Source organism: Amycolatopsis sp. NPDC058340 (assembly GCF_042723975.1).
In the GTDB taxonomy this organism is placed as follows: Bacteria; Actinomycetota; Actinomycetes; order Mycobacteriales; family Pseudonocardiaceae; genus Amycolatopsis.
Genome location: NZ_JBHXIB010000070.1, coordinates 1 through 21,064, shown reverse-complemented (window position 1 = coordinate 21,064; position 21,064 = coordinate 1). Strand labels below are relative to the sequence as shown.

The 21,064-nt window shown below is 69.1% G+C and carries 21 protein-coding genes and 1 tRNA gene; 12 read left to right on the top strand and 10 right to left on the bottom strand.

Annotated features, from left to right (window positions below; translation table 11 throughout):
* Window positions 1–91 precede the first annotated feature (91 nt).
* Complete coding sequence (locus ACFWIW_RS39040; protein ID WP_378373093.1) at window positions 92–853, bottom strand: metallophosphoesterase; 762 nt, start codon at window positions 851–853, stop codon at window positions 92–94.
* A gap of 4 nt (window positions 854–857) precedes the next feature.
* Window positions 858–1,487, bottom strand: coding sequence for a GntR family transcriptional regulator (locus ACFWIW_RS39035; RefSeq protein ID WP_378373092.1), 630 nt, complete (start codon window positions 1,485–1,487; stop codon window positions 858–860).
* Window positions 1,488–1,533: 46 nt separating this feature from the next.
* On the opposite strand from ACFWIW_RS39035, the gene ACFWIW_RS39030 reads away from it, so the two are divergent.
* Window positions 1,534–2,712, top strand: a complete 1,179-nt coding sequence (locus tag ACFWIW_RS39030) for an aminotransferase class V-fold PLP-dependent enzyme (protein ID WP_378373091.1) — start codon at window positions 1,534–1,536, stop codon at window positions 2,710–2,712.
* Here the strand turns inward: ACFWIW_RS39030 and ACFWIW_RS39025 are convergent.
* Entirely contained in the window at window positions 2,709–3,200 is a 492-nt protein-coding gene (locus tag ACFWIW_RS39025; protein ID WP_378373090.1) for a DUF1453 domain-containing protein, read from the bottom strand. The genes ACFWIW_RS39030 and ACFWIW_RS39025 overlap by 4 nt on opposite strands.
* A 63-nt stretch (window positions 3,201–3,263) precedes the next feature.
* On the opposite strand from ACFWIW_RS39025, the gene ACFWIW_RS39020 reads away from it, so the two are divergent.
* From ACFWIW_RS39020 to ACFWIW_RS39010, 3 genes are read left to right on the top strand one after another with little or no spacing between them, the layout of a single operon-like run.
* Entirely contained in the window at window positions 3,264–3,872 is a 609-nt protein-coding gene (locus ACFWIW_RS39020; protein WP_378373089.1) for a TetR/AcrR family transcriptional regulator, read from the top strand.
* Window positions 3,869–5,365, top strand: coding sequence for an AMP-binding protein (locus ACFWIW_RS39015; RefSeq protein WP_378373088.1), 1,497 nt, complete (start codon window positions 3,869–3,871; stop codon window positions 5,363–5,365). Before ACFWIW_RS39020 ends, ACFWIW_RS39015 begins: the two co-directional genes overlap by 4 nt.
* 41 nt (window positions 5,366–5,406) lie before the next feature.
* Entirely contained in the window at window positions 5,407–5,826 is a 420-nt protein-coding gene (locus ACFWIW_RS39010) for a cupin domain-containing protein (protein ID WP_378373087.1), read from the top strand.
* On the opposite strand, the gene ACFWIW_RS39005 is transcribed toward ACFWIW_RS39010, so the two are convergent.
* The gene (locus tag ACFWIW_RS39005) at window positions 5,823–6,341 is read right to left on the bottom strand and encodes a MarR family winged helix-turn-helix transcriptional regulator (RefSeq protein WP_378373086.1); all 519 of its coding nucleotides are present in this window, start codon (window positions 6,339–6,341) and stop codon (window positions 5,823–5,825) included. The two genes, ACFWIW_RS39010 and ACFWIW_RS39005, sit on opposite strands and share 4 nt — an antisense overlap.
* Window positions 6,342–6,354: 13 nt before the next feature.
* Here ACFWIW_RS39005 and ACFWIW_RS39000 point away from each other — a divergent pair, with 13 nt between their 5' ends.
* Window positions 6,355–6,858: a carboxymuconolactone decarboxylase family protein gene (locus ACFWIW_RS39000; protein WP_378373085.1), complete on the top strand. Its 504-nt coding sequence runs from the start codon at window positions 6,355–6,357 to the stop codon at window positions 6,856–6,858.
* A gap of 549 nt (window positions 6,859–7,407) precedes the next feature.
* Here the strand turns inward: ACFWIW_RS39000 and ACFWIW_RS38995 are convergent.
* The 4 genes from ACFWIW_RS38995 to ACFWIW_RS38980 all read right to left on the bottom strand — a co-directional run bounded on the left by ACFWIW_RS38995 (window position 7,408) and on the right by ACFWIW_RS38980 (window position 9,488).
* Complete coding sequence (locus ACFWIW_RS38995) at window positions 7,408–8,361, bottom strand: GNAT family N-acetyltransferase (protein WP_378373084.1); 954 nt, start codon at window positions 8,359–8,361, stop codon at window positions 7,408–7,410.
* A gap of 47 nt (window positions 8,362–8,408) precedes the next feature.
* Window positions 8,409–8,480, bottom strand: a tRNA-Val gene (locus ACFWIW_RS38990).
* Window positions 8,481–8,518: 38 nt separating this feature from the next.
* Window positions 8,519–8,980, bottom strand: coding sequence for a peroxiredoxin (locus ACFWIW_RS38985; protein WP_378373083.1), 462 nt, complete (start codon window positions 8,978–8,980; stop codon window positions 8,519–8,521).
* Between the two features lie 76 nt (window positions 8,981–9,056).
* Entirely contained in the window at window positions 9,057–9,488 is a 432-nt protein-coding gene (locus ACFWIW_RS38980; RefSeq protein ID WP_016336117.1) for a DUF3052 domain-containing protein, read from the bottom strand.
* 402 nt (window positions 9,489–9,890) lie between these two features.
* On the opposite strand from ACFWIW_RS38980, the gene aceE reads away from it, so the two are divergent.
* Both aceE and ACFWIW_RS38970 read left to right on the top strand, forming a co-directional pair.
* Window positions 9,891–12,686 carry a pyruvate dehydrogenase (acetyl-transferring), homodimeric type gene (gene aceE / locus ACFWIW_RS38975; protein ID WP_378373082.1) on the top strand — a complete coding sequence of 932 codons (2,796 nt, stop codon included), beginning with the start codon at window positions 9,891–9,893 and terminating at the stop codon, window positions 12,684–12,686.
* A 117-nt stretch (window positions 12,687–12,803) separates the two neighbouring features.
* Entirely contained in the window at window positions 12,804–14,015 is a 1,212-nt protein-coding gene (locus ACFWIW_RS38970) for an alpha-hydroxy-acid oxidizing protein (RefSeq protein WP_378373081.1), read from the top strand.
* Between the two features lie 74 nt (window positions 14,016–14,089).
* On the opposite strand, the gene ACFWIW_RS38965 is transcribed toward ACFWIW_RS38970, so the two are convergent.
* Both ACFWIW_RS38965 and ACFWIW_RS38960 read right to left on the bottom strand, forming a co-directional pair.
* Window positions 14,090–14,731 carry a nicotinamide riboside transporter PnuC gene (locus ACFWIW_RS38965; protein ID WP_378373080.1) on the bottom strand — a complete coding sequence of 214 codons (642 nt, stop codon included), beginning with the start codon at window positions 14,729–14,731 and terminating at the stop codon, window positions 14,090–14,092.
* A gap of 202 nt (window positions 14,732–14,933) precedes the next feature.
* Window positions 14,934–15,671 carry a hypothetical protein gene (locus ACFWIW_RS38960; RefSeq protein ID WP_240594144.1) on the bottom strand — a complete coding sequence of 246 codons (738 nt, stop codon included), beginning with the start codon at window positions 15,669–15,671 and terminating at the stop codon, window positions 14,934–14,936.
* A gap of 332 nt (window positions 15,672–16,003) precedes the next feature.
* Between ACFWIW_RS38960 and ACFWIW_RS38955 the strand changes: the two genes are divergently transcribed.
* The 5 genes from ACFWIW_RS38955 to ACFWIW_RS38935 all read left to right on the top strand — a co-directional run bounded on the left by ACFWIW_RS38955 (window position 16,004) and on the right by ACFWIW_RS38935 (window position 21,014).
* Window positions 16,004–17,218, top strand: a complete 1,215-nt coding sequence (locus tag ACFWIW_RS38955; RefSeq protein WP_240594145.1) for a CdaR family transcriptional regulator — start codon at window positions 16,004–16,006, stop codon at window positions 17,216–17,218.
* Window positions 17,219–17,502: 284 nt separating this feature from the next.
* The gene (locus tag ACFWIW_RS38950) at window positions 17,503–18,429 is read left to right on the top strand and encodes an ACP S-malonyltransferase (protein WP_378373079.1); all 927 of its coding nucleotides are present in this window, start codon (window positions 17,503–17,505) and stop codon (window positions 18,427–18,429) included.
* Window positions 18,426–19,409 carry a beta-ketoacyl-ACP synthase III gene (locus ACFWIW_RS38945; RefSeq protein ID WP_378373078.1) on the top strand — a complete coding sequence of 328 codons (984 nt, stop codon included), beginning with the start codon at window positions 18,426–18,428 and terminating at the stop codon, window positions 19,407–19,409. The genes ACFWIW_RS38950 and ACFWIW_RS38945 overlap by 4 nt, the downstream gene beginning before the upstream one ends.
* Before the next feature lie 68 nt (window positions 19,410–19,477).
* Complete coding sequence (locus ACFWIW_RS38940) at window positions 19,478–19,723, top strand: acyl carrier protein (protein WP_004559006.1); 246 nt, start codon at window positions 19,478–19,480, stop codon at window positions 19,721–19,723.
* Between the two features lie 40 nt (window positions 19,724–19,763).
* Window positions 19,764–21,014: a beta-ketoacyl-[acyl-carrier-protein] synthase family protein gene (locus ACFWIW_RS38935; protein WP_378373077.1), complete on the top strand. Its 1,251-nt coding sequence runs from the start codon at window positions 19,764–19,766 to the stop codon at window positions 21,012–21,014.
* The last annotated feature ends 50 nt before the right edge of the window (window positions 21,015–21,064 follow it).

Below are 21,064 nucleotides of genomic sequence, written 5' to 3'. Positions count from 1 at the left end.
CCCCTTTTTGTTCGCCCCACCCCCCTGCGTTTGGTTGTTTGGCCAGCTCCGCCCCCCCCCCCAACACCTGTTCCGGCCAGTCCCGCGAAATTCAGGCCGGCACGACCCGCTGGTGCGTGGTCAGCCTGCCGTCGTCGTGCAGCACGTGGAACAGCAGCGACGGCGGCAGGTCGTAGTCGATCGGGCCGCCTTCGTTCCAGTGCCGGAGACCGTTCTCCTCCCACGGGAACAGGATGCTCGACCCGACCGACGGCGCCGACCGCAGCGGCACCCCCGCGAACGTCGTCGACGCCGCGGTGTGGACGTGCCCGCAGAGCAGGGCGGCCACGCGCGGGTGGCGGGCGAGCACCTCGGCCAGCTTGTCCTCGCCGTACTGACGCATCGCGTCCACCAGCGGCAGGCCGAGCGGCACCGGCGGGTGGTGGAAGGCGATGAACGCGGGGCCGTCCCCGCCGGCGAGGACGCCGTCCAGCCACGCCATGGTCTCGTCGTCGAACTGCCCGTCCGGCTTGCCGGGGATACTCGAATCGGCCATGACGAACGTGACGTCGCCGACGGTGTGCGCCATGTTGACCGGCGATTCGTCCGGCGCCTGCCCGAGCAGCCCTTCGCGGAACGGGCCGCGCTTGTCGTGGTTGCCGGGGCAGGTGAACAGCGGCGTGTCGGTCTTGAAGAGCTCGGCCGCGCGCCGGTACTCCTCGACGGTGCCGTGGTCGGAGATGTCACCGGTCACGAGGATCGCGTCGACCGGTGTCGCCAGGCTCTCCAGGTACCGCATGACCCGCGCCGTCCGTTCGTCGGCGCGCTCCCCGCCGTCGAGATGGTTGTCGCTCAGATGTGCCGTCACGAACATCGTGTCACCCCATGTCTTCCAGATATGCCAACGTTTTCACCCAGTTCCGCCGGAGCAGCCCAACGGCCGCGCCGAGGTCCGCGGCGCGGATCGCCTCGGCGATCCGGCGGTGCTCGTCGATACTCTCCCTCGACCGCTCGACGCCACCGAAATAGCGCGCGTCATAGCGTTTCAGCAGCGGCTTCGTCTGCTCCAGCAGGCGCAGCAGATGCGGATTCGTGCAACGCGAGACGAGCAGCGCGTGCCATCGATCGTCCAAAGTGGACAAGTCGCCCTGTCGTCCCAGCTCCTCGGCCATCTCGTCGGCGATCCGGTCAAGGCCGCCGGTGAGCCCGGCGAGATCCTGCGGCGAACTCCAGCGCAACGCGAGCGATTCCAGCTCCGCGACGAGCGGGTACAGCTGCCGGGCCTCGTCCGGATCGAACGGGGGCACGAGGAAACCCCGGTTCGGCGCCGAGACGAGCAGGCCGCGATCGGCCAGCCCGATCAGCGCCTCGCGCAACGGAGTCCGGCTGACGCCCAGCTCGCGGGCGAGATGCACCTCGTTGATGCGGCTGTCCGCGGCGATCCGGCCGTCGAGCACGCGTGCGGTGATCTCCTCCGCGAGGTCGCGGCGGAGCAGGTTCCTCGTCATCGGTGCAGTATTGCATGCACTTCGACCGTACTGTATTCAGTTAGGCATGACGGACTTCGATGTGCACCGCGCCCGCGCCGAAACCCCGGGCTGCGCGGAGGTGGTCCACCTCAACAACGCCGGATCGTCGCTGCCGCCCGCGCGGGTGACCGACACCGTCGTCGATTACCTGCGCGAAGAGGCTCTGATCGGCGGATACGAGCAGGCCGCGGCGACCGTGGAGCGGATGGACGGCGTCTACGCCTCGGCCGCCCGCCTCGTCGGCGCGGACCCGGCCGACATCGCCCTGACCGACAACGCGACCCGCTCGTGGCAGGCGATCTTCTACGCGCTGCCGTTCGCCGCCGGCGACCGGATCCTGACGGCGAAATCCGAATACGCGAGCAACGTCATCTCGTTCCTGCAGATCGCCAAGCGCACCGGCGCCGTCGTCGAAGTGGTCGACAACGACGAGTCCGGGCAGCTGGACGTCGAGGACCTCAAGCGCCGCGTCGACGGCGACGTCAAGCTGATCGCCGTCTCCCACGTGCCGACCCAGGGCGGGCTGGTGAACCCGGCCGAGGAGATCGGCGCGGTGGCCAGGGCGGCCGGGATCCCGTTCCTGCTGGACGCGTGCCAGAGCGCCGGCCAGATCGACCTCGACGTCGCCCGCCTGAACTGCGACGCGCTCAGCGTGACCGGCCGCAAGTACCTGCGCGGACCGCGGGGCACCGGATTCCTCTACGCGCACCCGCGTCTGCGTGAACGCGTCGAGCCCGCGATGCTCGATCTTCACTCGGCGGTGTGGACGGCGCCCGAAAGCTACGAAGTCGATCCGACGGCCAAGATGTTCGAGGTCTGGGAACGCGATCACGCCGCCCTGCACGGTCTCGGCGCGGCGATCGACTACGCCCTCGAATGGGGCATGCCCGCCATCGAAAACCGCGTCGCCGCGCTCGCGGCGAAGCTGCGTGACGCGCTGCGTGAGATCCCTGGCGTCCACGTCCACGACCAGGGCGTGCGCCAGTGCGGCATCGTCACGTTCAGCGTGGCGAAAACGCCGTCACAGGAAGTGAAACGGCGCCTGGCCGCGGCGAAGATCAACGTCAGCGTCACCGAGGCGACGTCCGCCCAGTTCGACTTCGCCGAGCGCGGACTGCCGCCGATGGTCCGGTCTTCGGTGCACTACTTCAACACCGAAGACGACATCGCTCTCCTCGTCGGCGAAGTCGGGAAACTGGCCTAACGGCGGGAAAGCAGCGAATCGGACGGCGGGGCGTACGGCAGTCCCGTCGTCTTCGCACGCTTGCCGATCACCAGCGCCTCCCCCAGCAGGCTGACGCCGATCGACAACGTCACCGGCCGCGCGTCGGGATGCGCCCCCGCCGTGGTGGCCAGGAACCCGATCCCGAAGTTCACCAGCAGCGACAGCATCCACACGCCGAACGTCCAGCCGGTGTAGCGCAGCCACAGCACTCCGTCGCGCTCGAACAGTTTCGTGGTGGTGGCGCGCACCGCGCCGAGCCCGCATCCGACCGCGGACCCCAGCACGAGCCACAGGCCGTCGGTGAAAGTGAAGACCTCCAGTTTGACCAAGCCGTAGACACCGATCGCGAGCAGGATCACCGGCGCCCCGAACACCTCCCGGGCCACCAACGGCTCCCCGCGCAGCCTTCGCACGATGAGCACGATCACGACGGCGACCACCAGCGCGATCAGCAACCAGGTCCGCATGAACTCCCCCTTTGTAGCATGACTGTGCCAAATAAAATAGCAAGGTCGTGCTATAAAGACAACGTGCCCAAGATCGTCGATCCGGAAGCCCGCCGCCTGGAGATAGCCGAAGCCGTCTTCCGGGTGATCCAGCGGGACGGCCTCGCACAGGCGTCACTCCGGAGCGTGGCCGAGGAGGCGGGCCTCGCGATCGGTTCGGTGCGGCACTACTTCGGCGGCCACGACGAGCTGATCGTGTTCGCCATGCGCGCGCTCGGCGACCGGCTGGAGGCCCGGCTGGCGGAACACATCCCCGTGCTGCTCGACCCCGCGACACCACGCTCACGGCGGCGGGAAGTCACCGAGGCGTTCCTCGGCGAACTTCTTCCGCTCACCGAGCAGACCCGCGCCGAAGCCGACGTCTGGCTGGCGTTCTCGGCCGCCGCGAAGAACCGGCCCGACCTCGCCGAGGAGGCCACCCGTATGTACGAGGGGGTGCGCTTCCTCGTCCGCCGGGTGCTCGACGGCGCGAACGAAGCGGGCGGCCTGCCCGGCGGCCTCGACCTGGCCGTCGAGACCGAGCGGCTCGCCGCCCTGCTGGACGGGCTCGCGTTGTCGGCGGGCCGGACCTCGCCGGAACTGATGCGCACGGTGCTCCGGCGGCATCTGGAATCCCTGCGGCGCCCGGAATGAGCACCTTCTACGAAGTCGCGGCCGAGGACCCCGGCCGCGTCGCGGTGATCGACGTGGACGGCCGGGAGACCACCTTCGGCGAACTTTCGGCGCGTGCGAACCAGCTGACCCACGCTTTGCGGGCGCTCGGCCTCGGTGAGGGCGACGGCGTCGTCGCGATCATCCACAATGGACTCACCTACTACGAGCTCCTGCTGGCCACCTTGCAGGCGGGGATGTACTTCACGCCGGTCAACCACCGGTCCTCGCCTGCCGAGATCGCCTACATCGCGGCCGACAGCGGCGCCAAGGTCGCCGTCGCGGACGCGGACATCGCGGCCACGTGCACGGCGGAACTGGATGGCCTGCAGCGGTTTTCGCGCGGCGAGACACCCGGTTGGGCCGAGTACGCGACATGGGGAACGGACCGGCCCACGACCACGCCGGAGCGGCGGACCGCCGGGCAGACGATGCTCTACACCTCCGGGACCACGGGGCGCCCCAAAGGTGTCCGGCGCGCCCTGTCCGGGCGGCCGCCCGCGCTGCATCCGATCCACGCGCACACCCTCGAACGCCTGGATGTCCGGCCGGGGCACGGCGTGCACCTCGTCGCCTGCCCGCTCTACCACGCGGCGCCCGGGATGTTCTCGACCGCGAGCCTGCATCTCGGGCACACGCTCGTGCTGATGGACCGGTTCGACGCCGCGGAAACGCTGCGGCTCACCGAAAAGCACCGCGTGACGAGCACGCATCTGGTGCCGACGATGTTCCACCGCCTGCTGCGGCTGCCCGGGGACGTGCGTGCGCGCCACGACCTGTCGAGCCTGACGTCGGTGATCCACGGGGCCGCGCCGTGCCCTCGGGAGGTCAAGGAGCGGATGCTCGACTGGCTCGGGCCGGTGGTCCACGAGTACTACGGCGCGTCCGAGGGGCTGATCACGGCGGTGCACGCGCGCGAATGGCTCACCGCACCGGGCACCGTCGGCAAGCCGTTGGACGGCGTGCGGGTCGAGGTCCTCGACGACGACGGGCGCGAACTTCCCGCGGGCGAGGCCGGGATGCTCTACTTCAGTTCCGCGCACACGAAATTCGACTATCACGGCGATCCGGGCAAGACGGCCGCCGCGCGCTCCGGGGAGTTCGTCACCGTCGGGGACGTCGGCTATCTCGACGCCGCCGGACGGGTGTTCCTGTGCGACCGGCGGACGGATCTCATCCTTTCCGGCGGCGTGAACATCTACCCCGCCGAGATCGAGGCGCGGCTGCTGAGCCATCCCGAAGTCGCCGACGTCGCGGTGATCGGGGAGCCGGATCCCGAATGGGGGCAACGGGTCGTCGCCGTCGTGCAGCCTGCCGAGGGCGTCACCGGGGATCCCGCGCTGGCGGAACGGCTCGAAGCACACTGCCGGGCCGAGCTCGCCGGATTCAAGACGCCACGCCGGTTCGACTTCCGGGACCGGCTGCCTCGGACGGAGAGCGGCAAGATGCTGCGGCGGACGCTTCGGGCGGAATGAACGACCCTTTCGGGCAGTGCCGATCGCGGTACCGTTCGCTCATGCGCCTGCGGTCCGTGACCACGCTGCTCGCCACCCTCGTTCTCGCGCTCGCCGTCCCCGCGACGGCCGAGGCGACTCCCGGGTCCGGGGTGAGCGGGACGATCTTCGAGCAGAGGACGGTCGGGAACACCGACTACGTGCTGCGCGAGGTCGTCATCCAGCCCGGCGGCTACACCGGCTGGCACTACCACGACGGAAAGCTGTACGCGTATGTGAAAGCAGGCACGCTGACGCACAACTCGGCGGACTGCGGGCTCGACGGCCTGTACCGGAAGGGCGCCGTCTTCACCGAGCCGAGCGACACCGTCCACATCGGACGGAACCTCGGGACGACACCGGTGATCCTGGAGGTGCTCTACGTCCTGCCGCACGGCAGCCCGCTCTCACAGGACGCGCCGAACCCGGGTTGCCCGTTCTAGACGCCGAACCAGCCGGCGACGTCGAGCCGGAAACCGTCCGCGGGCGCCATCGCGCGGAGGTCGGCTTCGAGCGCGCGGACCCTGTCGATGCCCAACGCGTCGGCCCATTCCTTGCGCAACTCCTCGAAGATCGCCGCCGACCGGCCGAGTGAGTCGAATCCGCGGCCGGTGAGCCGCACGACCTTGCGCCGCGCGTCGGCCGGGTCGTCGACACGGGCGACGTAACCGAGCTGTTCCAGCTTGTCGACGGTCTTGCCCGCCGCCTGCTTGCTGACCCCGAGCCGCCGCCCGATCTCGCTCGCCGTCGCACCTTCGCGGCCGATGGCCTGCATGGCGAAGCCGTACACCGGGCGGACGTCGGGATGTCCCTGCTCGGCGAGTTCGGCGTGCAGCCGGTCGATGATCGAGCGGAAGCCCGCGAACAACAGGAGCGGCAGCTCGAAGCCGGGGGTTTCGCGAACCCGCTTGCCAGATTCGACAACCTGGTTTACCTTTTCGTCAACCACGTTGACCATCTTAGGGGGAACCTTGTTCACCGATCACACCGTCGAAACCGCGCCCGAAGCCTCGCGTCGCGCCATGGAAGCGACCATCCGGAAGTTCGGGCACCTCCCCACCGCCGTCGCCCGGCAGGCGTCGTCACCCGAGCTGCTCGACGGATTCCTGAAACTCAGCGCGAGCTTCGAGCGGACGACACTCGACCCCCTCGCGCGGGAAACGGTCGTGATGACCGTGGCGACCCGCAACGGCTGCGAGGTGTGCGTCGAGATCCACACCGGCAAACTGAAGGGGCATCACGCCGACGACGACGTCATCGCGGCGCTTCGCTCGCAGCAGCCGGTTCCCGACGAGCGGCTGGAAGCCATCCGGCAGTTCACGCTGGCGGTGCTCGAAACCGCGGGCGCCGTCGACGACGACACCCTGCGGACCTTCTTCGGGCACGGATACACCGAACGGAACGCCCTCGAAGTCGTCATGGGCATCGGGGCCTACACGATGTCGACGCTGGCGAACCGGCTCATCCGCGCTTAGTCGCTCAGCGTGATCGCCCCTCGCGGCCCGGATCACTCCAATGGCCGCCGATCTTGATGTATCTGGGCAGTCCCGACCGTCTCCTGTCTTGTGCAGCCGAAAGTTCGCCACCCGCGGCGCGGCGCACCGGCGGTCTGGCCTGCCGAGGGGGCAGACCAGACCGCCGAAAACCGAAGACGTTCCACAGGTGTTGGGGGTGCGTGAAGGCCCCCTTCCCTCGGCTGAGCCGCGGGAAGGGGGCCTTCACGTGTGCATTCAGTCGACTAAATGCGCTGGGTGGGTCGTCGGCGGCGGGATCGCGGTGTGCCGTGAAGGCCCCCTTGAGGGACCCAGAGTCCCTCGAAGTTCCCCTCACCCGCCCCAGCGGCTCAGGGTCCGTGAGGGCCTCCTTGCCTACCCTGAAGGTAGTGAAGGAGGCCCTCACTGCCTTCAGGCTCACCACGTGCGCTCCGCCTGCAATAACCACCTTGCCAAGTACATGAAGGCCCCCCTTCCTTGCGTCTAGGTACAGGAAGGGGGCCTTCAGGCACTTCGGCCCCGCGCATGACGTCAGGCTTCGAGTGCCCAGCGCACATACCGCATCGTCGGCACGAAGCCCGCCTTCTCGAAGACCCCGAACGCCCCGGACGGATCCGCCGAGTCCACGTTCAAACTCGCGCGGTCGTAGCCCTGCTCGGCGACGGCCCGCAGCGCGTGCCCCATCAGCGCGCTCGCGACACCCCGCCGCCGGTACTCCCGGAGTGTCCCGATCGCCATGAAGTGCGCGTCCCGGACGCCGGTGGCCTCCGTGTCGGCCTCCCACCACATGGTCACCAGCATCCCCACCGCGGAGCCCGCCCGGCGAAGCAGGAAACTGGCCTCGGGCTGGAAAGTCTGGTTGGTGATCTTGTTCCGCCAGAGCTCGGCGGGCATCGGCACCGCGCCCCAGTGGTCCCGGTACGCCGCGTTCCGGACCGTCCGGAAGTCCTCGTCGTTCCGCTCCGACCACGGCTCGACCACGAACCCGTCGGGGAGCGCCGTCACATCCGACGCGGTGAGCGAGTGCTCCATCCGCTGGAAGTAGCGCACCGGCACGAACCCCCGGGACCGGACGAGCTCGGCCAGCCCGGCGATACGCTCCGGCCGGTTGACGTCCACCACGAGCTTCGCGCCGGGATGGTGCAGCGCGTGCACCACCTTCGCCGCCGCCACCCCGGCGTCGACGAGCGCGCCGCCGATCCCCCGGCGGCGATACGCGGGATGGACTCCCCCGTCGAGGAAGACCCGATGGATCTCCTCCGCGGACGGCTTGTAGCGGATCTTCATGTAGCCGGCCATCACGTCGCCGTCGAAGGCGGCGAGACTCGCCCGTTCCAGGTCCGCGTACGGGTCGATCAGCTCCTGGAGGGTGTCCTCCGCCGTGTAGTTCTCGCCGATCTGGTCGACGGTCTCCATCGTGTTGAGAAGGTCGGCCGACGCCTGGGCGTCCTCGGGCCGCAGTGGCCGCCACGTGAGGTCGTGCATCCGGCTGAAGGTAGTCCCGCGCGAGCGGGGTGTCGCCGGGTTTTCGGTGGGCGCAGTAGGGATCGAACCTACGACCGCTCGGGTGTAAACCGAGTGCTCTCCCGCTGAGCTATGCGCCCGGGAGGTGGCACCCGCGCACGGGTGCCACCGTGAAGACTCAGGCCAGCGCGGCCACGGCCTTCTTCCACGCCTGCTGGTCGCGCGCCTCGCCGGGCTGGTTGACCTCGGCGAACCGGACGACGCCGTCCTTGTCGATCAGGAAGGTGCCGCGGGTGGCCAGGCCGGCCGCCTCGTTGAAGACGCCGTAGGCCTTCGCGACCTCGCCGTGCGGCCAGAAGTCCGAAAGCAGCGGGAACTGGTAGCCCTCCTGCTCGGCCCACGCCTTGAGCGAGAACGGGGTGTCCACGGACACGCCGATGACCTGGACGCCCTGGCCGTCGTAGTCCGCGAACTCGTCGCGGAGCTGGCACAGCTCACCGGTGCAGATGCCGCTGAACGCGAACGGGTAGAACACGAGCAGGACCGGCTTGTCACCCTTGAAGGACGACAGCGTCACGGACTGCTTGTTGTAGTCGTTGAGCGTGAAGTCCGGGGCTTGCGATCCGACCTCGACGGCCATACCGGCGGTTTCCTCTCAAGAGCGAACAGGGGCCTGCGACGACAACCCTATCGTGTCGATCGCACGGCTCCCGAAGTCACCGCTTGGTCTTGGACGATTTCGGCGAAACCAGCCGGGTGCCCGCCCACTTGGGGCCGGCACTGATGTTGGCCGTCTGCGCCAGCCCGACCTGCGGCACCGCCTCGGCGATGTCACTCGGCTCGACATGCCCTGGCTGGCCCGTCTTCGGGGTCAGCACCCAGATCACGCCGTTCTCGTTCAGGGGAGTCCGGACCTCGATCAGCGTGTCACCGAGATCACCGTCGTCTTCGCGCCACCACAGCAGCACCACGTCGATGACCTCGTCGGCGTCCTCGTCGAGGATGTCGCCGCCGATCTGTTCCTCGATCGCCGCACGAAGGTCGTCGTCGACGTCCTCGTCCCAGCCGATCTCCTGGACCACCATGTCCGGCTTGATCCCGAGCCTTTCGGCGACGCTGCTCTGATCAGCGTCTCCCGCGGCGACCACTGCTGTCACTCCTCCAACTACGACGGAGCGTGGTGTCGCGCCGGCCTGATCGACCGGGCGGGCACCACACTCGGGTACACGATGCCCGTTAGCGAACACTGGTGAAGCGTTCCGCGCAACCGTCCACACCGGATCTTGAACAACTCGTGTCGCGGCGTACGGACATTCAGCCCACTCCCACGGGGTCATTTCGGGCGCGCCTGGGCACCTCCGAACGGCCTGCTTTAGGGTGGGAGAGAAAACGCGCGCGCGAGTACAGGCGCGTGCGAGGCGTGTCGCAATCGGGTCCGCGAACGTTACCGATCAGTAGCGGTGACGCGAACGGAACCGGAGGACGACGATGGAAGGCGAACACGCCCGCGTACGAGCACAACCAGCTACCACCTTTCGCAAGGAGACCCCTTGGCCCCGCAGAACGACGGCGCCTCCGGCAAGGAGACCCCGGCACGCGTCCGCGTCATCCGTGACGGATTGGCGGCGCACCTGCCCGACATCGACCCGGAGGAGACCGCCGAATGGCTGGACTCCTTCGACGAGGCGCTGGCCAGGGGTGGTCAGCAGCGCGCCCGGTACCTGATGCTGCGCATCCTCGAGCGGGCCAGGGAGCGCCACGTCGGCGTCCCGGCGCTGACGTCGACGGACTACGTCAACACCATCCCCACCGAGAACGAACCCTGGTTCCCCGGTGACGAGGAGATCGAGCGCCGGTACCGCGCCTACATCCGGTGGAACGCCGCGATCATGGTGCACCGCGCGCAGCGCCCCGGCGTCGGCGTCGGCGGGCACATCTCCACCTACGGCTCGTCCGCGGCGCTGTACGAAGTGGGCTTCAACCACTTCTTCCGCGGCAAGGACCACTCGGGCGGCGGCGACCAGATCTTCATCCAGGGCCACGCCTCCCCCGGCATCTACGCCCGCGCGTTCCTCGAGGGCAGGCTGACCGAGAACCAGCTGGACGGCTTCCGCCAGGAGTTCTCGCACGCCGGCGAGGGCGGCGGCCTGCCGTCGTACCCGCACCCGCGGCTGATGCCGGAGTTCTGGGAGAACCCGACCGTGTCCATGGGCCTCGGCCCGATGAACGCGATCTACCAGGCGCGATTCAACCGCTACCTGCGTGATCGCGGTATCAAGGACACCAGCGACCAGCACGTCTGGGCGTTCCTCGGCGACGGCGAGATGGACGAGCCGGAATCGCGCGGCCTCATCCACGTGGCCGCGAGCGAAGGCCTCGACAACCTGACCTTCGTGATCAACTGCAACCTGCAGCGGCTCGACGGCCCGGTGCGCGGCAACGGCAAGATCATCCAGGAGCTGGAGTCGTACTTCCGCGGCGCCGGCTGGAACGTCATCAAGGTCATCTGGGGCCGCGAGTGGGACTCGCTGCTGCACGCGGACCGCGACGGCGCGCTGGTCAACCTGATGAACACCACGCCGGACGGCGATTTCCAGACCTACAAGGCCAACGACGGCGCCTTCGTCCGCGAGCACTTCTTCGGCCGCGACCCGCGGACCAAGGAACTGGTCAAGGACCTCACCGACGCCGACGTCTGGAACCTCAAGCGCGGCGGGCACGACTACCGCAAGGTCTACGCGGCCTACAAGTCGTCGCTGGAGCACCACGGCCAGCCGACGGTCATCCTGGCCCACACCATCAAGGGTTACGGCCTCGGACCGTCCTTCGAGGGCCGCAACGCCACGCACCAGATGAAGAAGCTCACCCTCGACGACCTCAAGCTGTTCCGGGACGCCCAGCGCATCCCGATCAGCGACGAGGAGCTCGAGCGCGACCCGAAGCTGCCGCCGTACTACCACCCGGGCAAGGAATCGCCCGAGATCGAGTACATGATCGGCCGCCGCCGCGCGCTCGGCGGGTTCCTGCCGGAGCGCCGCCCGAAGGCCTCGAAGGCCCTCGTGCTGCCCGGCGACAAGGTCTACGAAGGCATCCGCAAGGGCTCGGGCAAGCAGGAGGTCGCCACCACGATGGCGTTCGTCCGGCTCGTCCGCGAGCTGGCGAAGGACTCCGAGATCGGCAAGCGGATCGTCCCGATCATCCCGGACGAGGCGCGCACCTTCGGTCTCGACTCGATGTTCCCGACGGCCAAGATCTACAACCCGCACGGCCAGACGTACACGTCGGTCGACGCGAGCCTGATGCTGGCCTACAAGGAGTCCGAAAAGGGCGTCATCCTGCACGAGGGCATCAACGAGGCGGGCTCGACCGCGTCGTTCACCGCCGTCGGCACCTCGTACGCCACGCACGGCGAGCCGATGATCCCGATCTACATCTTCTACTCGATGTTCGGGTTCCAGCGGACCGGTGACGGCCTCTACGCGGCGGCGGACCAGATGGCCCGCGGGTTCGTGCTCGGCGCCACCGCCGGACGCACCACGCTGACCGGTGAGGGCCTGCAGCACGCCGACGGGCACTCGCTGCTGCTGGCGGCGACCAACCCGGCCGTCGTGGCCTACGACGCGGCGTGGTCGTTCGAGATCGCCCACATCGTGCGGGACGGTCTTCGCCGGATGTACGGCGAGACCGGGCCGGACGGCAACGGCGAGAACATCTTCTACTACATGACGATCTACAACGAGCCCTACCAGCAGCCCGCCGAGCCCGAGAACCTCGACGTCGACGGCCTGCTCAAGGGTCTCTACAGGTACGCGGACGCCCCGGCGGGCGACGGCCCGGAGGCGCAGATCCTGGTCTCCGGCGTCACCATGCCGGACGCGCTGCGGGCCCAGCGGATGCTGGCCGAGGAGTGGGGCGTACGCGCGGCCGTGTGGTCGGCGACGTCGTGGACCGAGCTGCGGCGCGAGGCCGTCGAGGCCGACCACGAAAACCTGCTCCACCCGGGCGACACCCCGCGTGTGCCGTACGTCACGCAGAAGCTGTCCGGTGCGAACGGACCGGTCGTCGCGGTCTCGGACTGGATGCGGGCCGTGCCGGACCTCATCCGCCCCTGGGTGCCGAACGACATGCTGACGCTGGGCACCGACGGGTTCGGATTCTCCGACACCCGTCCCGCCGCCCGGCGGAAGTTCCTGGTCGACGCCCAGTCGATCGTGGTCGGCACGCTGAGCGCGCTGGCCAAGCGCGGCGAGGTCGACCAGTCGAAGGCAGCTGAGGCGGCGCGCAAGTACCGCCTCGACGACGTCGCCGCCGCGGGTCCGCAGTTGTCGGACTCCGGCAGCGCCTGACGCCGAGATGAAGGGACCTTTCCTCGCCGAATTTCGCGAGGAAAGGTCCCTTCATCGCATCCGGAGGCGGACGAGCTAGGGTGAGACATCGGATGTTTGCGGAAAGGGTGAGCGAGAGTGACCAAGCGTCGACTGCCGAAGCCGAGTGAGCTGAAGCAGATCCTGCGGCCGAAGCCGATCGTGCTCAACCCGACCGACCGGCGGCTGGCGGGCGCGCACACGATCGCCGATCTGCGGATGCTCGCCCGCAAGCGCACGCCGCGGGCGGCCTTCGACTACACCGACGGCGCCGCGGAGCTGGAGGACAGCCTCCGCCGCGCCCGGCAGGCCTTCCGCAGCGTGGAATTCCACCCGAACGTCCTGCGCGGGGTGTCCGATGTGGACACCGGCAAGGAGATCCTCGGCAAGCGTTCGGAGCTGCCGTTCGCCTTCGCGCCGACCGGGTTCACGCGGATGATGAACCACGAGGGCGAGTCCGCGGTGGCCCGCGTGGCACAGCGCAACGGCATCCCGATGGGCCTGTCGACGATGGCGACGACGTCCATCGAAGACCTCGCCGCGGCGGCCCCGGAGGCGCGCAAGTGGTTCCAGCTCTACGTCTGGCGCGACCACAAAGCGGGCGAAGATCTGATGAATCGCGCCTGGGCGGCCGGCTTCGACACGCTCATGCTGACGGTGGACACCCCGGTCGCGGGCGCGCGGCTGCGCGACGTCCGCAACGGGCTGACCATCCCGCCCGCGCTCACCCTCAAGACGTTCGTCGACGGCGCGATGCATCCGGCGTGGTGGTTCAACCTGCTGACCACCGAGCCGCTGACCTTCGCGTCGCTGAGCCAGTTCGACGGCACGGTCGCCGAGCTGCTCAACCAGCTCTTCGACCCGACCCTGAACTTCGACGACCTCGACTGGGTCCGCCAGACCTGGCCGGGCAAGCTCGTGGTCAAGGGGATCCAGAACGTCGACGACGCGCGTGACGTGGTCAAGCACGGCGCCGACGCGGTACTGCTGTCCAACCACGGCGGCCGTCAGCTCGACCGCGCGCCGACGCCGATCGAACTGCTCCCGGCGGTGCTCGACGAGATCCAGGGCGACGCCGAGGTGTGGATCGACACCGGCATCCTCTCCGGCGGCGACATCGTGGCCGCCATCGCGCGCGGCGCGGACGCGGTGCTCATCGGGCGCGCGTTCCTCTACGGCCTGATGGCCGGGGGCGAGCGCGGGGTTCAGCGGTGCGTGGACATCCTGCGCGCCGAGATGGTCCGGACGATGCAGCTGCTGGGTGTCCGCACCCTCGCCGACCTCAAGCCCTCGCACGCCACCATGCGCTGACCCCCACGCGTTTCGTCCTCTGAATGCGGTAGTCGGCGATACGAACTACCGCATTCAGAGGACGAAACGCGGGGTCAGCGGGCCGCGGCGGTGGCGCCGGCGGGAGCGGTGCGCACCTGCTTCGCGGTGCGGTTCCAGCTCCACCAGCCGTGCACGACCAGCCCGGCGAACACGATGTACACCGCCGCCGAGAAGTACAGGCCCGAGGAGAGCTGCAGCGGTACGCCGATCGCGTCGACGACCAGCCACACCAGCCAGAACTCGACGAGACCCGCCCCCTGCGCGGCGAAGGCCACCAGCGTGCCGACGAAGATCGCGGCGTCCGGCCACGGCGCCCACGAGGCGTCCAGCGCGTCGAGGACCAGCGCCATCGCGGTGGTGCCGATCGCGAACGCGCCGATCATCGCCAGGCGCTCGCCGAGACGGCCCTTGCGGACGACGACGCCGTAGACCGGGTCGCTGCGGCGGGACCAGGCCCACCAGCCGTAGATCGAGATGGCGAGGATCGCGATCTGCCTGGTCGCGAGCCCGCCGAGATGAGCGGAGACGTAGACCGAGAACAGCAGCACGGTGGCGCCGACCTGCACCGGCCACGTCCACAACGTGCGGCGTTGCGCCAGGAAGACCACGGCGAGCGCGAAGATCTGCCCAGCCAGCTCTGCGAAGGAAATCCACTGTCCGAGCACCGTGACACCGTTGTGCAGCAGGAAGTCCACGTCCGCACCCCTCTCCGTCTACCGCTCCAACATGCTCCGATCCGGCCCCATTCCCCAGAGAGTGTGAGGTGCGGAACAGGCGGGCGGCTCGAGGGGCGCTGAGGAGACGCGAAAGGGCCCTCCGCCGCGTGTTCCGCGGCGATGGGCCCTTCGACTCCACGCGGGCCCGGTGCCTTCCTCGATCACCGGGCCCGCGGGATGCTCACGAATCTACGCGACCGATGCCGACGGGCGAAGTCGGCGGCTCCGAACGGACCTCCTGCTTGCCGTCCCCGGCCTCCAGCTGCCCCTGCAGGTTGGCCAGCCAGCCCTGCCAGCGCTCCTGCGCCGGCTTGATCAGACCGCCGCCGAAGCCGACGACGATCACGCCGCCGATGGTGGCGAGCACGGTGATCAGGACCGGTCCGGTGATCGCGGTCGCGATGTTCACCTGGCCGAGCGCGGCGATGATGCCGAACGCCATGATCATCCAGTAGGCGATGGTGCCGAGCAGCCGTCCCGCGGGCCGGGTGGACAGGGCTCCGGTCACCAGGTCGCGGACGACCTTCGCCACGGCGGCCGCGACGATCACCAGCACCAGCGCCACCAGGATCCGCGGCAGGAACGCGATGATGTCGTTGAGCAGCGCGCTGACCGGATTGCTCTCACCGAATACACCGAACGCGAGTTGCAGCGCGATCAGGAGAATGAAGTAGTACACGAGTTTGACGAGGATCCCGCCGGCGTCGACATTCGCCTGTTTGAGCGTTCCGGTGAGACCCGTCTTCTCGATGAGCTTGCCGAAACCGATCTTCGACAGAACCAGTCCCAATGCCTTCGACACGGCTTTCGCGATCAACCAGCCGATCAACAGGATGATCAGGAAACCGATCAATTTCGGCACGAAGGTGGCGACAAGGTTCCATGCTTGTCCCAGACCGTCTTTCAGCTGCTCGCCCACGGCGAACTCCCTCCTCTGCGCATCCGCGCCCAACACCGGTGCGGCTTGCGAGGGATCGTTGATCACGAGCACCGGACCGGCAACTCGGCGACCCACGATCGAGTGAGTGAGCTAGCGGGAAAAGATCGACAAGTCCCATACTTGTCCTACCGGTGGGGACCGGGGAGACGAGGCCGTCCGGCGCAGCGAAAAACGCGAGCGCCGGGCGGCCTCGAGTTTTATCCGGAGACCTTTCGCAATTCCGTCGCCGATTACCGTCCACTTCGGACCCGACGGGCGAACGGCCGCAGGACGAGGGCCACCTTTGCCCGCCGGACTAGGATCGCCTGACCATGGCTGATGCGACTTCCGGACGGCGTGTGCCCAAGCACCACGGGCTGTCCGCCAAGACCCTCCGGCGGCTCGAGCACGCCTCCGGCCGGCTCGCGAGCGCGAGCGTGGCGGTGATGGAAGAGCGGCTGACCTGGTTCGCCCGCCTTCCCGCCGACCAGCGCGCGAGCGTCCTGCTGATCACCCAGGCGGGTGCCGCCGGTTTCGTCGACTGGCTCCGCGACGCCAAGGAGGCGCTGTCCCTCACCACCGAGGCGTTCCGCGAAGCACCCGCCGAGCTCTCCCGCTGGGTGAGCCTGCGGCAGGCGGTCGGCATGGTGCGCCTGGCGATCGAGGTGTTCGAGGAACAGCTGCCGGAATTCGCCGCGAACGAGGCCGAACGAGCCGCGCTGATCGAAGGGATCCTCCGCTACGGCAGGGAGATCGCGTTCGCCGCCGCCAACTCCTACGCGGCCGCCGCCGAGGCGCGCGGCGCCTGGGACGCGCGCCTGGAGGCGCTGGTCGTCGACGGCATCGTCCGCGGCGACGCCGAGGAAGCGGTGCTCTCCCGCGCGGCCGCGCTCGGCTGGGATCCGGCCGCGCCCGCCACCGCGCTGGTCGGCACCCCGACGTCGGACGACCCGCCCGCCGTGGTGTTCGAGGTGCGCAGCCGCGCCGCCAGGGTCGGGCGCCCCGTGCTGCTTTCGGTGCAGGGATCCCGGCTGGTCGTGGTGGTCGCCGGCCCCACCGACGGCAGCGTCAAGGACCGCGAGATCCTCGCCAAGCTCTCGGTCGCCTTCGCCGAGGGCCCGGTCGTCGCCGGGCCGACCGTGCCCACCCTCGCCGAAGCGCACCACAGCGCGACCGAAGCGCTCTCCGGCCTGCGCGCCGTCGTCGGCTGGCCCGGTGCCCCGCGGCCCGCGAGATCGATCGACCTGTTGCCGGAACGCGCGTTGTCCGGCGATCCCGAGGCCGAGCGCCTGCTCGTCGAGCAGATCGCGCGACCGCTGGAGGAAGCGGGCCCGGCCTTGCTGAGGACGGTGGAGACCTACCTCGACAGCGGCGGCGTCCTGGAGACCTGCGCGCGGACGCTGTTCGTGCATCCGAACACCGTCCGGTACCGGCTGCGGAAGGCGGCCGAACTCACCGGCCGTCACGCCGCCGAATCGCGGGACGCCTGGGTGCTGAAGGTGGCGCTGACGGTCGGGCGGCTGGCCCGTGCCCGCGGCCTCTGGTGACCGAAGCGGCCGCTCGGGTCGGCGATCCGGGCGCACACCCGGACCCGGCACACCGGCGCGCCGAAACGGGCAAATCACTCAGGTGGACGCGGGTCTCCGGCAAACCGGTTGGTAACTCTGCGCAGTGACGGAGTTCATAGGGAAAGCTGGTTGAACCCGACAAGGCTTTTGGGTTAAGCACGGAGATCGGGAAGACGCTTTTGGAGGGTTCCGACAATTACGTCGGCCGGACTTGGTGAGCGTCGGCATCACGACCATGGTGGCCGAGAGTGTTCTCTAATGGGGTGACAGTTGCAGTCCTCGCCCCCGGCCAGGGTTCCCAAGCCCCCAGCATGCTCTCCCCTTGGCTCGAGCTCGACGGCGCCCGCGCGCGCGTCGAAGCGTGGTCCGAGCGGGCCGGTCTCGACCTCGTCCGCCTCGGCACCGAAGCGGACGCCGAAGAGATCCAGGACACCGCGATCACGCAGCCGCTGATCGTGGCGCTGTCACTGCTGGCGTTCGAGCACCTTCAGCGTGAGGCCCCGGTCGCCGCGGACGCGCCGGTCGCGGGTCACTCCGTCGGCGAGCTGGCGGCCGCCGCCATCGCCGGGGTGCTGAGCCCCGAAGACGCCGTCGCGCTGGCCGCCGTCCGCGGCGCCGAGATGGCGAAGGCGTGCGCGCTGGAGCCCACGAGCATGGCCGCGGTCATGCTCGGCGAGCCGGAGCAGGTCGTCGCGTGGCTCGAGGGCCACGGACTCGCCGCGGCGAACCGCAACGGCGCCGGCCAGATCGTCGCCTCCGGCGCCGCCGGCGCGATCGAGAAGATCGTGGCCGAGCCGCTGGAGGGCACCAAGGTCCGCGCGCTCAAGGTCGCGGGCGCGTTCCACACCTCCTACATGGCACCCGCGCGTGAAGCGCTGGCCGCCCACGCTGCGAAGATCACCCCGGCGGACCCGACGCGTCCGCTGCTGTCGAACGCCGACGGCCAGGTCGTCACCAGCGGGGCCGAGTACCTCGACCGGCTGGTCAAGCAGGTCACGAGCCCGGTGCGCTGGGATCTGACCATGGACGGTCTGGTCACCGCGGGTGTCACCTCGACGCTCGAACTTCCGCCGGCGGGCACGCTGACCGGGCTGGTCAAGCGGCAGCTCAAGGGAACCGTGACCACCACGATCGCTCTGAAGACGCCGGCCGAGCTGGCGAAGCTTCAGGGGCAGGAGGACGCTTCGTGACCGACCGATCCACTTTGCGGCAGGCGCCGGGCGCCGCCGGGACCCGCATCCTCGGTGTCGGGAGCTTCCAGCCCGAGAAGATCGTGACCAACGACGATCTCTCGAAGATCATGGACACCAACGACCAGTGGATCCGCGAGCGGGTCGGCATCGTCGAGCGCCGGTTCGCCGAGAAGGACGAGTCGCTGGTCGACATGGCGGTCAAGGCGGGCACCGCCGCGCTGGCCGACGCCGGTGTGGACCCGTCCGAAGTGGACACGGTCATCCTGCCGAACTGCACGATGCCAACCCAGATCCCGAACGCCGCCGCGCAGGTGGCCGACCGGATCGGCATCACGCATCCGGCCGCGTTCGACCTCAACGCCGCGTGCGCCGGATTCTGTTACGGCATCGGCGTCGCCTCGGACCTCATCCGGGCGGGCAGCGCGAAGAAGGCGCTCGTCATCGGTGCCGAGAAGCTGACCGACCACGTCGACCCGGTCGACCGCGCGAACGCGATCATCTTCGCCGACGGCGCCGGCGCGGCGGTGGTCGGCGCGGCCGACACCCCGCAGATCGGCCCGGTCGCCTGGGGCAGCGCCGGCGAGCACGTCGACCTGATCTACATGCGCGACGACAAGTGGATCTACCAGGAGGGCCAGTCGGTCTTCCGCTGGGCGACCACGCAGATCGCGCCGATCGCCATGCAGGCGCTGGAACTGGCCGGGCTCGAACCGTCCGATGTGGACGTTCTGATCCCGCACCAGGCCAACCTGCGCATCGTCGAGGCCATCGCCAAGAAGCTGCGTGCCAAGGGCGCCCGCGAGGACATGGTCGTCGCCGACGACATCAAGTACTCGGGCAACACCTCGTCCGCGTCGATTCCGCTGGCGCTGGACCACATGCGCAAGGCGGGCACCGTCAAGACGGGCGACGTCGTGCTCGCCGTGGGCTTCGGGGCCGGACTCTCCTACGCGGGCCAGGCCTTCGTCTGCCCGTGATGAATACTTCCCCCGCGGGCACCGTGTCCGCGGGGCAGCCGAAAGCATCACCGAGAAGGGAACAACCAGTGGCAGACAACGCAGAGATCCTCGCCGGCCTCGCCGAGATCGTCGAAGAGGTCGCCGGTGTGGCGCAGGACGACGTGACCGCCGAGAAGTCCTTCGTGGACGACCTCGACATCGACTCGCTGTCCATGGTGGAGATCGCTGTCCAGGCCGAGGACAAGTTCGGCGTCAAGATCCCGGACGACGAGCTGGCGAACCTGAAGACCGTTGGCGACGCGGTGAACTACGTGTCGGCCAACTCCAAGTAAGTCCGACTTCTTGATTGGCGCCGACCTTGGGGAGACTCCAATGAGCAACAACGACGTCGTGATCACCGGGATGGGCGCGACCACGCCGCTCGGCGGGGACGTCGCGTCCACGTGGGACGGCCTGCTCGCCGGGGCGAGCGGGATCCGCCGCATCGAAGCCGACTGGGTCGACGAACTCGAGCTGCCGGTGAAGATCGGCGCCATGCTCGCCGTCGACCCGTCCGAAGTCCTGCCGCGGGTTCAGGCCCGGCGGCTGGACCGCTGTGAGCAGGTGGCGCTCATCGCCGCCCGCCAGGCTTGGGCGGACGCGGGCTTCGAGCAGCCGACCGACGAGCATCAGGATGTGGAACCCGAGCGCCTCGGGGTGACCATCGGTACCGGTGTCGGCGGTCCGGTCACCCTGATCTCCCAGAACGACCTTCTGCACAAGCAGGGACTCCGCAAGGTCTCCCCGCTGACCGTGCCGATGCTGATGCCGAACGGCCCCGCCGCTCACGTCGGGATCGACCTGAAGGCACGTGCCGGTGTGCACTCGCCCGCGTCGGCCTGCGCGTCGGGCGCGGAAGGCATCGCCGCCGGCTACGAGATGATCCGCTCCGGCCGTGCCGACGTCGTGATCGCCGGTGGTGCCGAATCGTGCATCCACCCGATCACCCTCGCCGGTTTCGCCCAGGCGCGGACGGTGTCCACCCGCAATGACGACCCGACGAAGGCGTCCAGGCCGTTCGACGTGAACCGTGACGGTTTCGTCCTCGGCGAGGGCTCCGGTGTCGTGATCCTGGAGCGGGCGGACCGGGCCAAGGCCCGCAACGCGCGGATCTACGCGCGGCTGAGCGGGTACGGGATCACCTCGGACGCCTACCACATCACGGGCAACCACCCGGAGGGCGTCGGCCAGATCGCCGCCATGCGGCAGGCGATGACGATGGCCGGGGTCTCCCCGTCCGACGTCGGCCACGTCAACGCGCACGCGACCTCGACGGTCGTCGGCGACGTCGGCGAGGCCGCGGCGATCCGCAACGCCATCGGTGAGCACGTCGTGGTGACGGCTCCCAAGGGCGCGCTCGGCCACCTGGTCGGCGGAGCGGGCGCGGTCGAGGGCATCGCCACGATCCTGGCTATCTACCACGGGCTCATCCCGGCGACGCTGAACCTCGAGGACCTGGACCCGAAGGTGCAGCTCGACGTCGTCTCCGGCGAGGCGCGCAAGGTGGAGCTGGGCGCGGCGATCAGCAACTCGTTCGGCTTCGGCGGGCACAACACGGCGCTGTTGTTCACCCCGGCGGCCTGATTTTCAGTACGTGAAGGCCCCCTTCACCGCGTCTAGCGCGGTGAAGGGGG

Excerpts from the sequence above, each read along its gene's own strand:
- ACFWIW_RS38995 (WP_378373084.1), bottom strand. The coding sequence starts at position 8,361 with ATGCACGACCTCACGTGGCGGCCACTGCGGCCCGAGGACGCCCAGGCG.
- ACFWIW_RS38955 (WP_240594145.1), top strand. The coding sequence starts at position 16,004 with ATGGCTGATGCGACTTCCGGACGGCGTGTGCCCAAGCACCACGGGCTG.
- ACFWIW_RS39035 (WP_378373092.1), bottom strand. The coding sequence starts at position 1,487 with ATGACGAGGAACCTGCTCCGCCGCGACCTCGCGGAGGAGATCACCGCA.
- ACFWIW_RS39040 (WP_378373093.1), bottom strand. The coding sequence starts at position 853 with ATGTTCGTGACGGCACATCTGAGCGACAACCATCTCGACGGCGGGGAG.
- ACFWIW_RS38985 (WP_378373083.1), bottom strand. The coding sequence starts at position 8,980 with ATGGCCGTCGAGGTCGGATCGCAAGCCCCGGACTTCACGCTCAACGAC.
- ACFWIW_RS39010 (WP_378373087.1), top strand. The coding sequence starts at position 5,407 with ATGCGCCTGCGGTCCGTGACCACGCTGCTCGCCACCCTCGTTCTCGCG.
- ACFWIW_RS39025 (WP_378373090.1), bottom strand. The coding sequence starts at position 3,200 with ATGCGGACCTGGTTGCTGATCGCGCTGGTGGTCGCCGTCGTGATCGTG.
- ACFWIW_RS39005 (WP_378373086.1), bottom strand. The coding sequence starts at position 6,341 with ATGGTCAACGTGGTTGACGAAAAGGTAAACCAGGTTGTCGAATCTGGC.
- ACFWIW_RS39015 (WP_378373088.1), top strand. The coding sequence starts at position 3,869 with ATGAGCACCTTCTACGAAGTCGCGGCCGAGGACCCCGGCCGCGTCGCG.
- ACFWIW_RS38935 (WP_378373077.1), top strand. The coding sequence starts at position 19,764 with ATGAGCAACAACGACGTCGTGATCACCGGGATGGGCGCGACCACGCCG.
- ACFWIW_RS39030 (WP_378373091.1), top strand. The coding sequence starts at position 1,534 with ATGACGGACTTCGATGTGCACCGCGCCCGCGCCGAAACCCCGGGCTGC.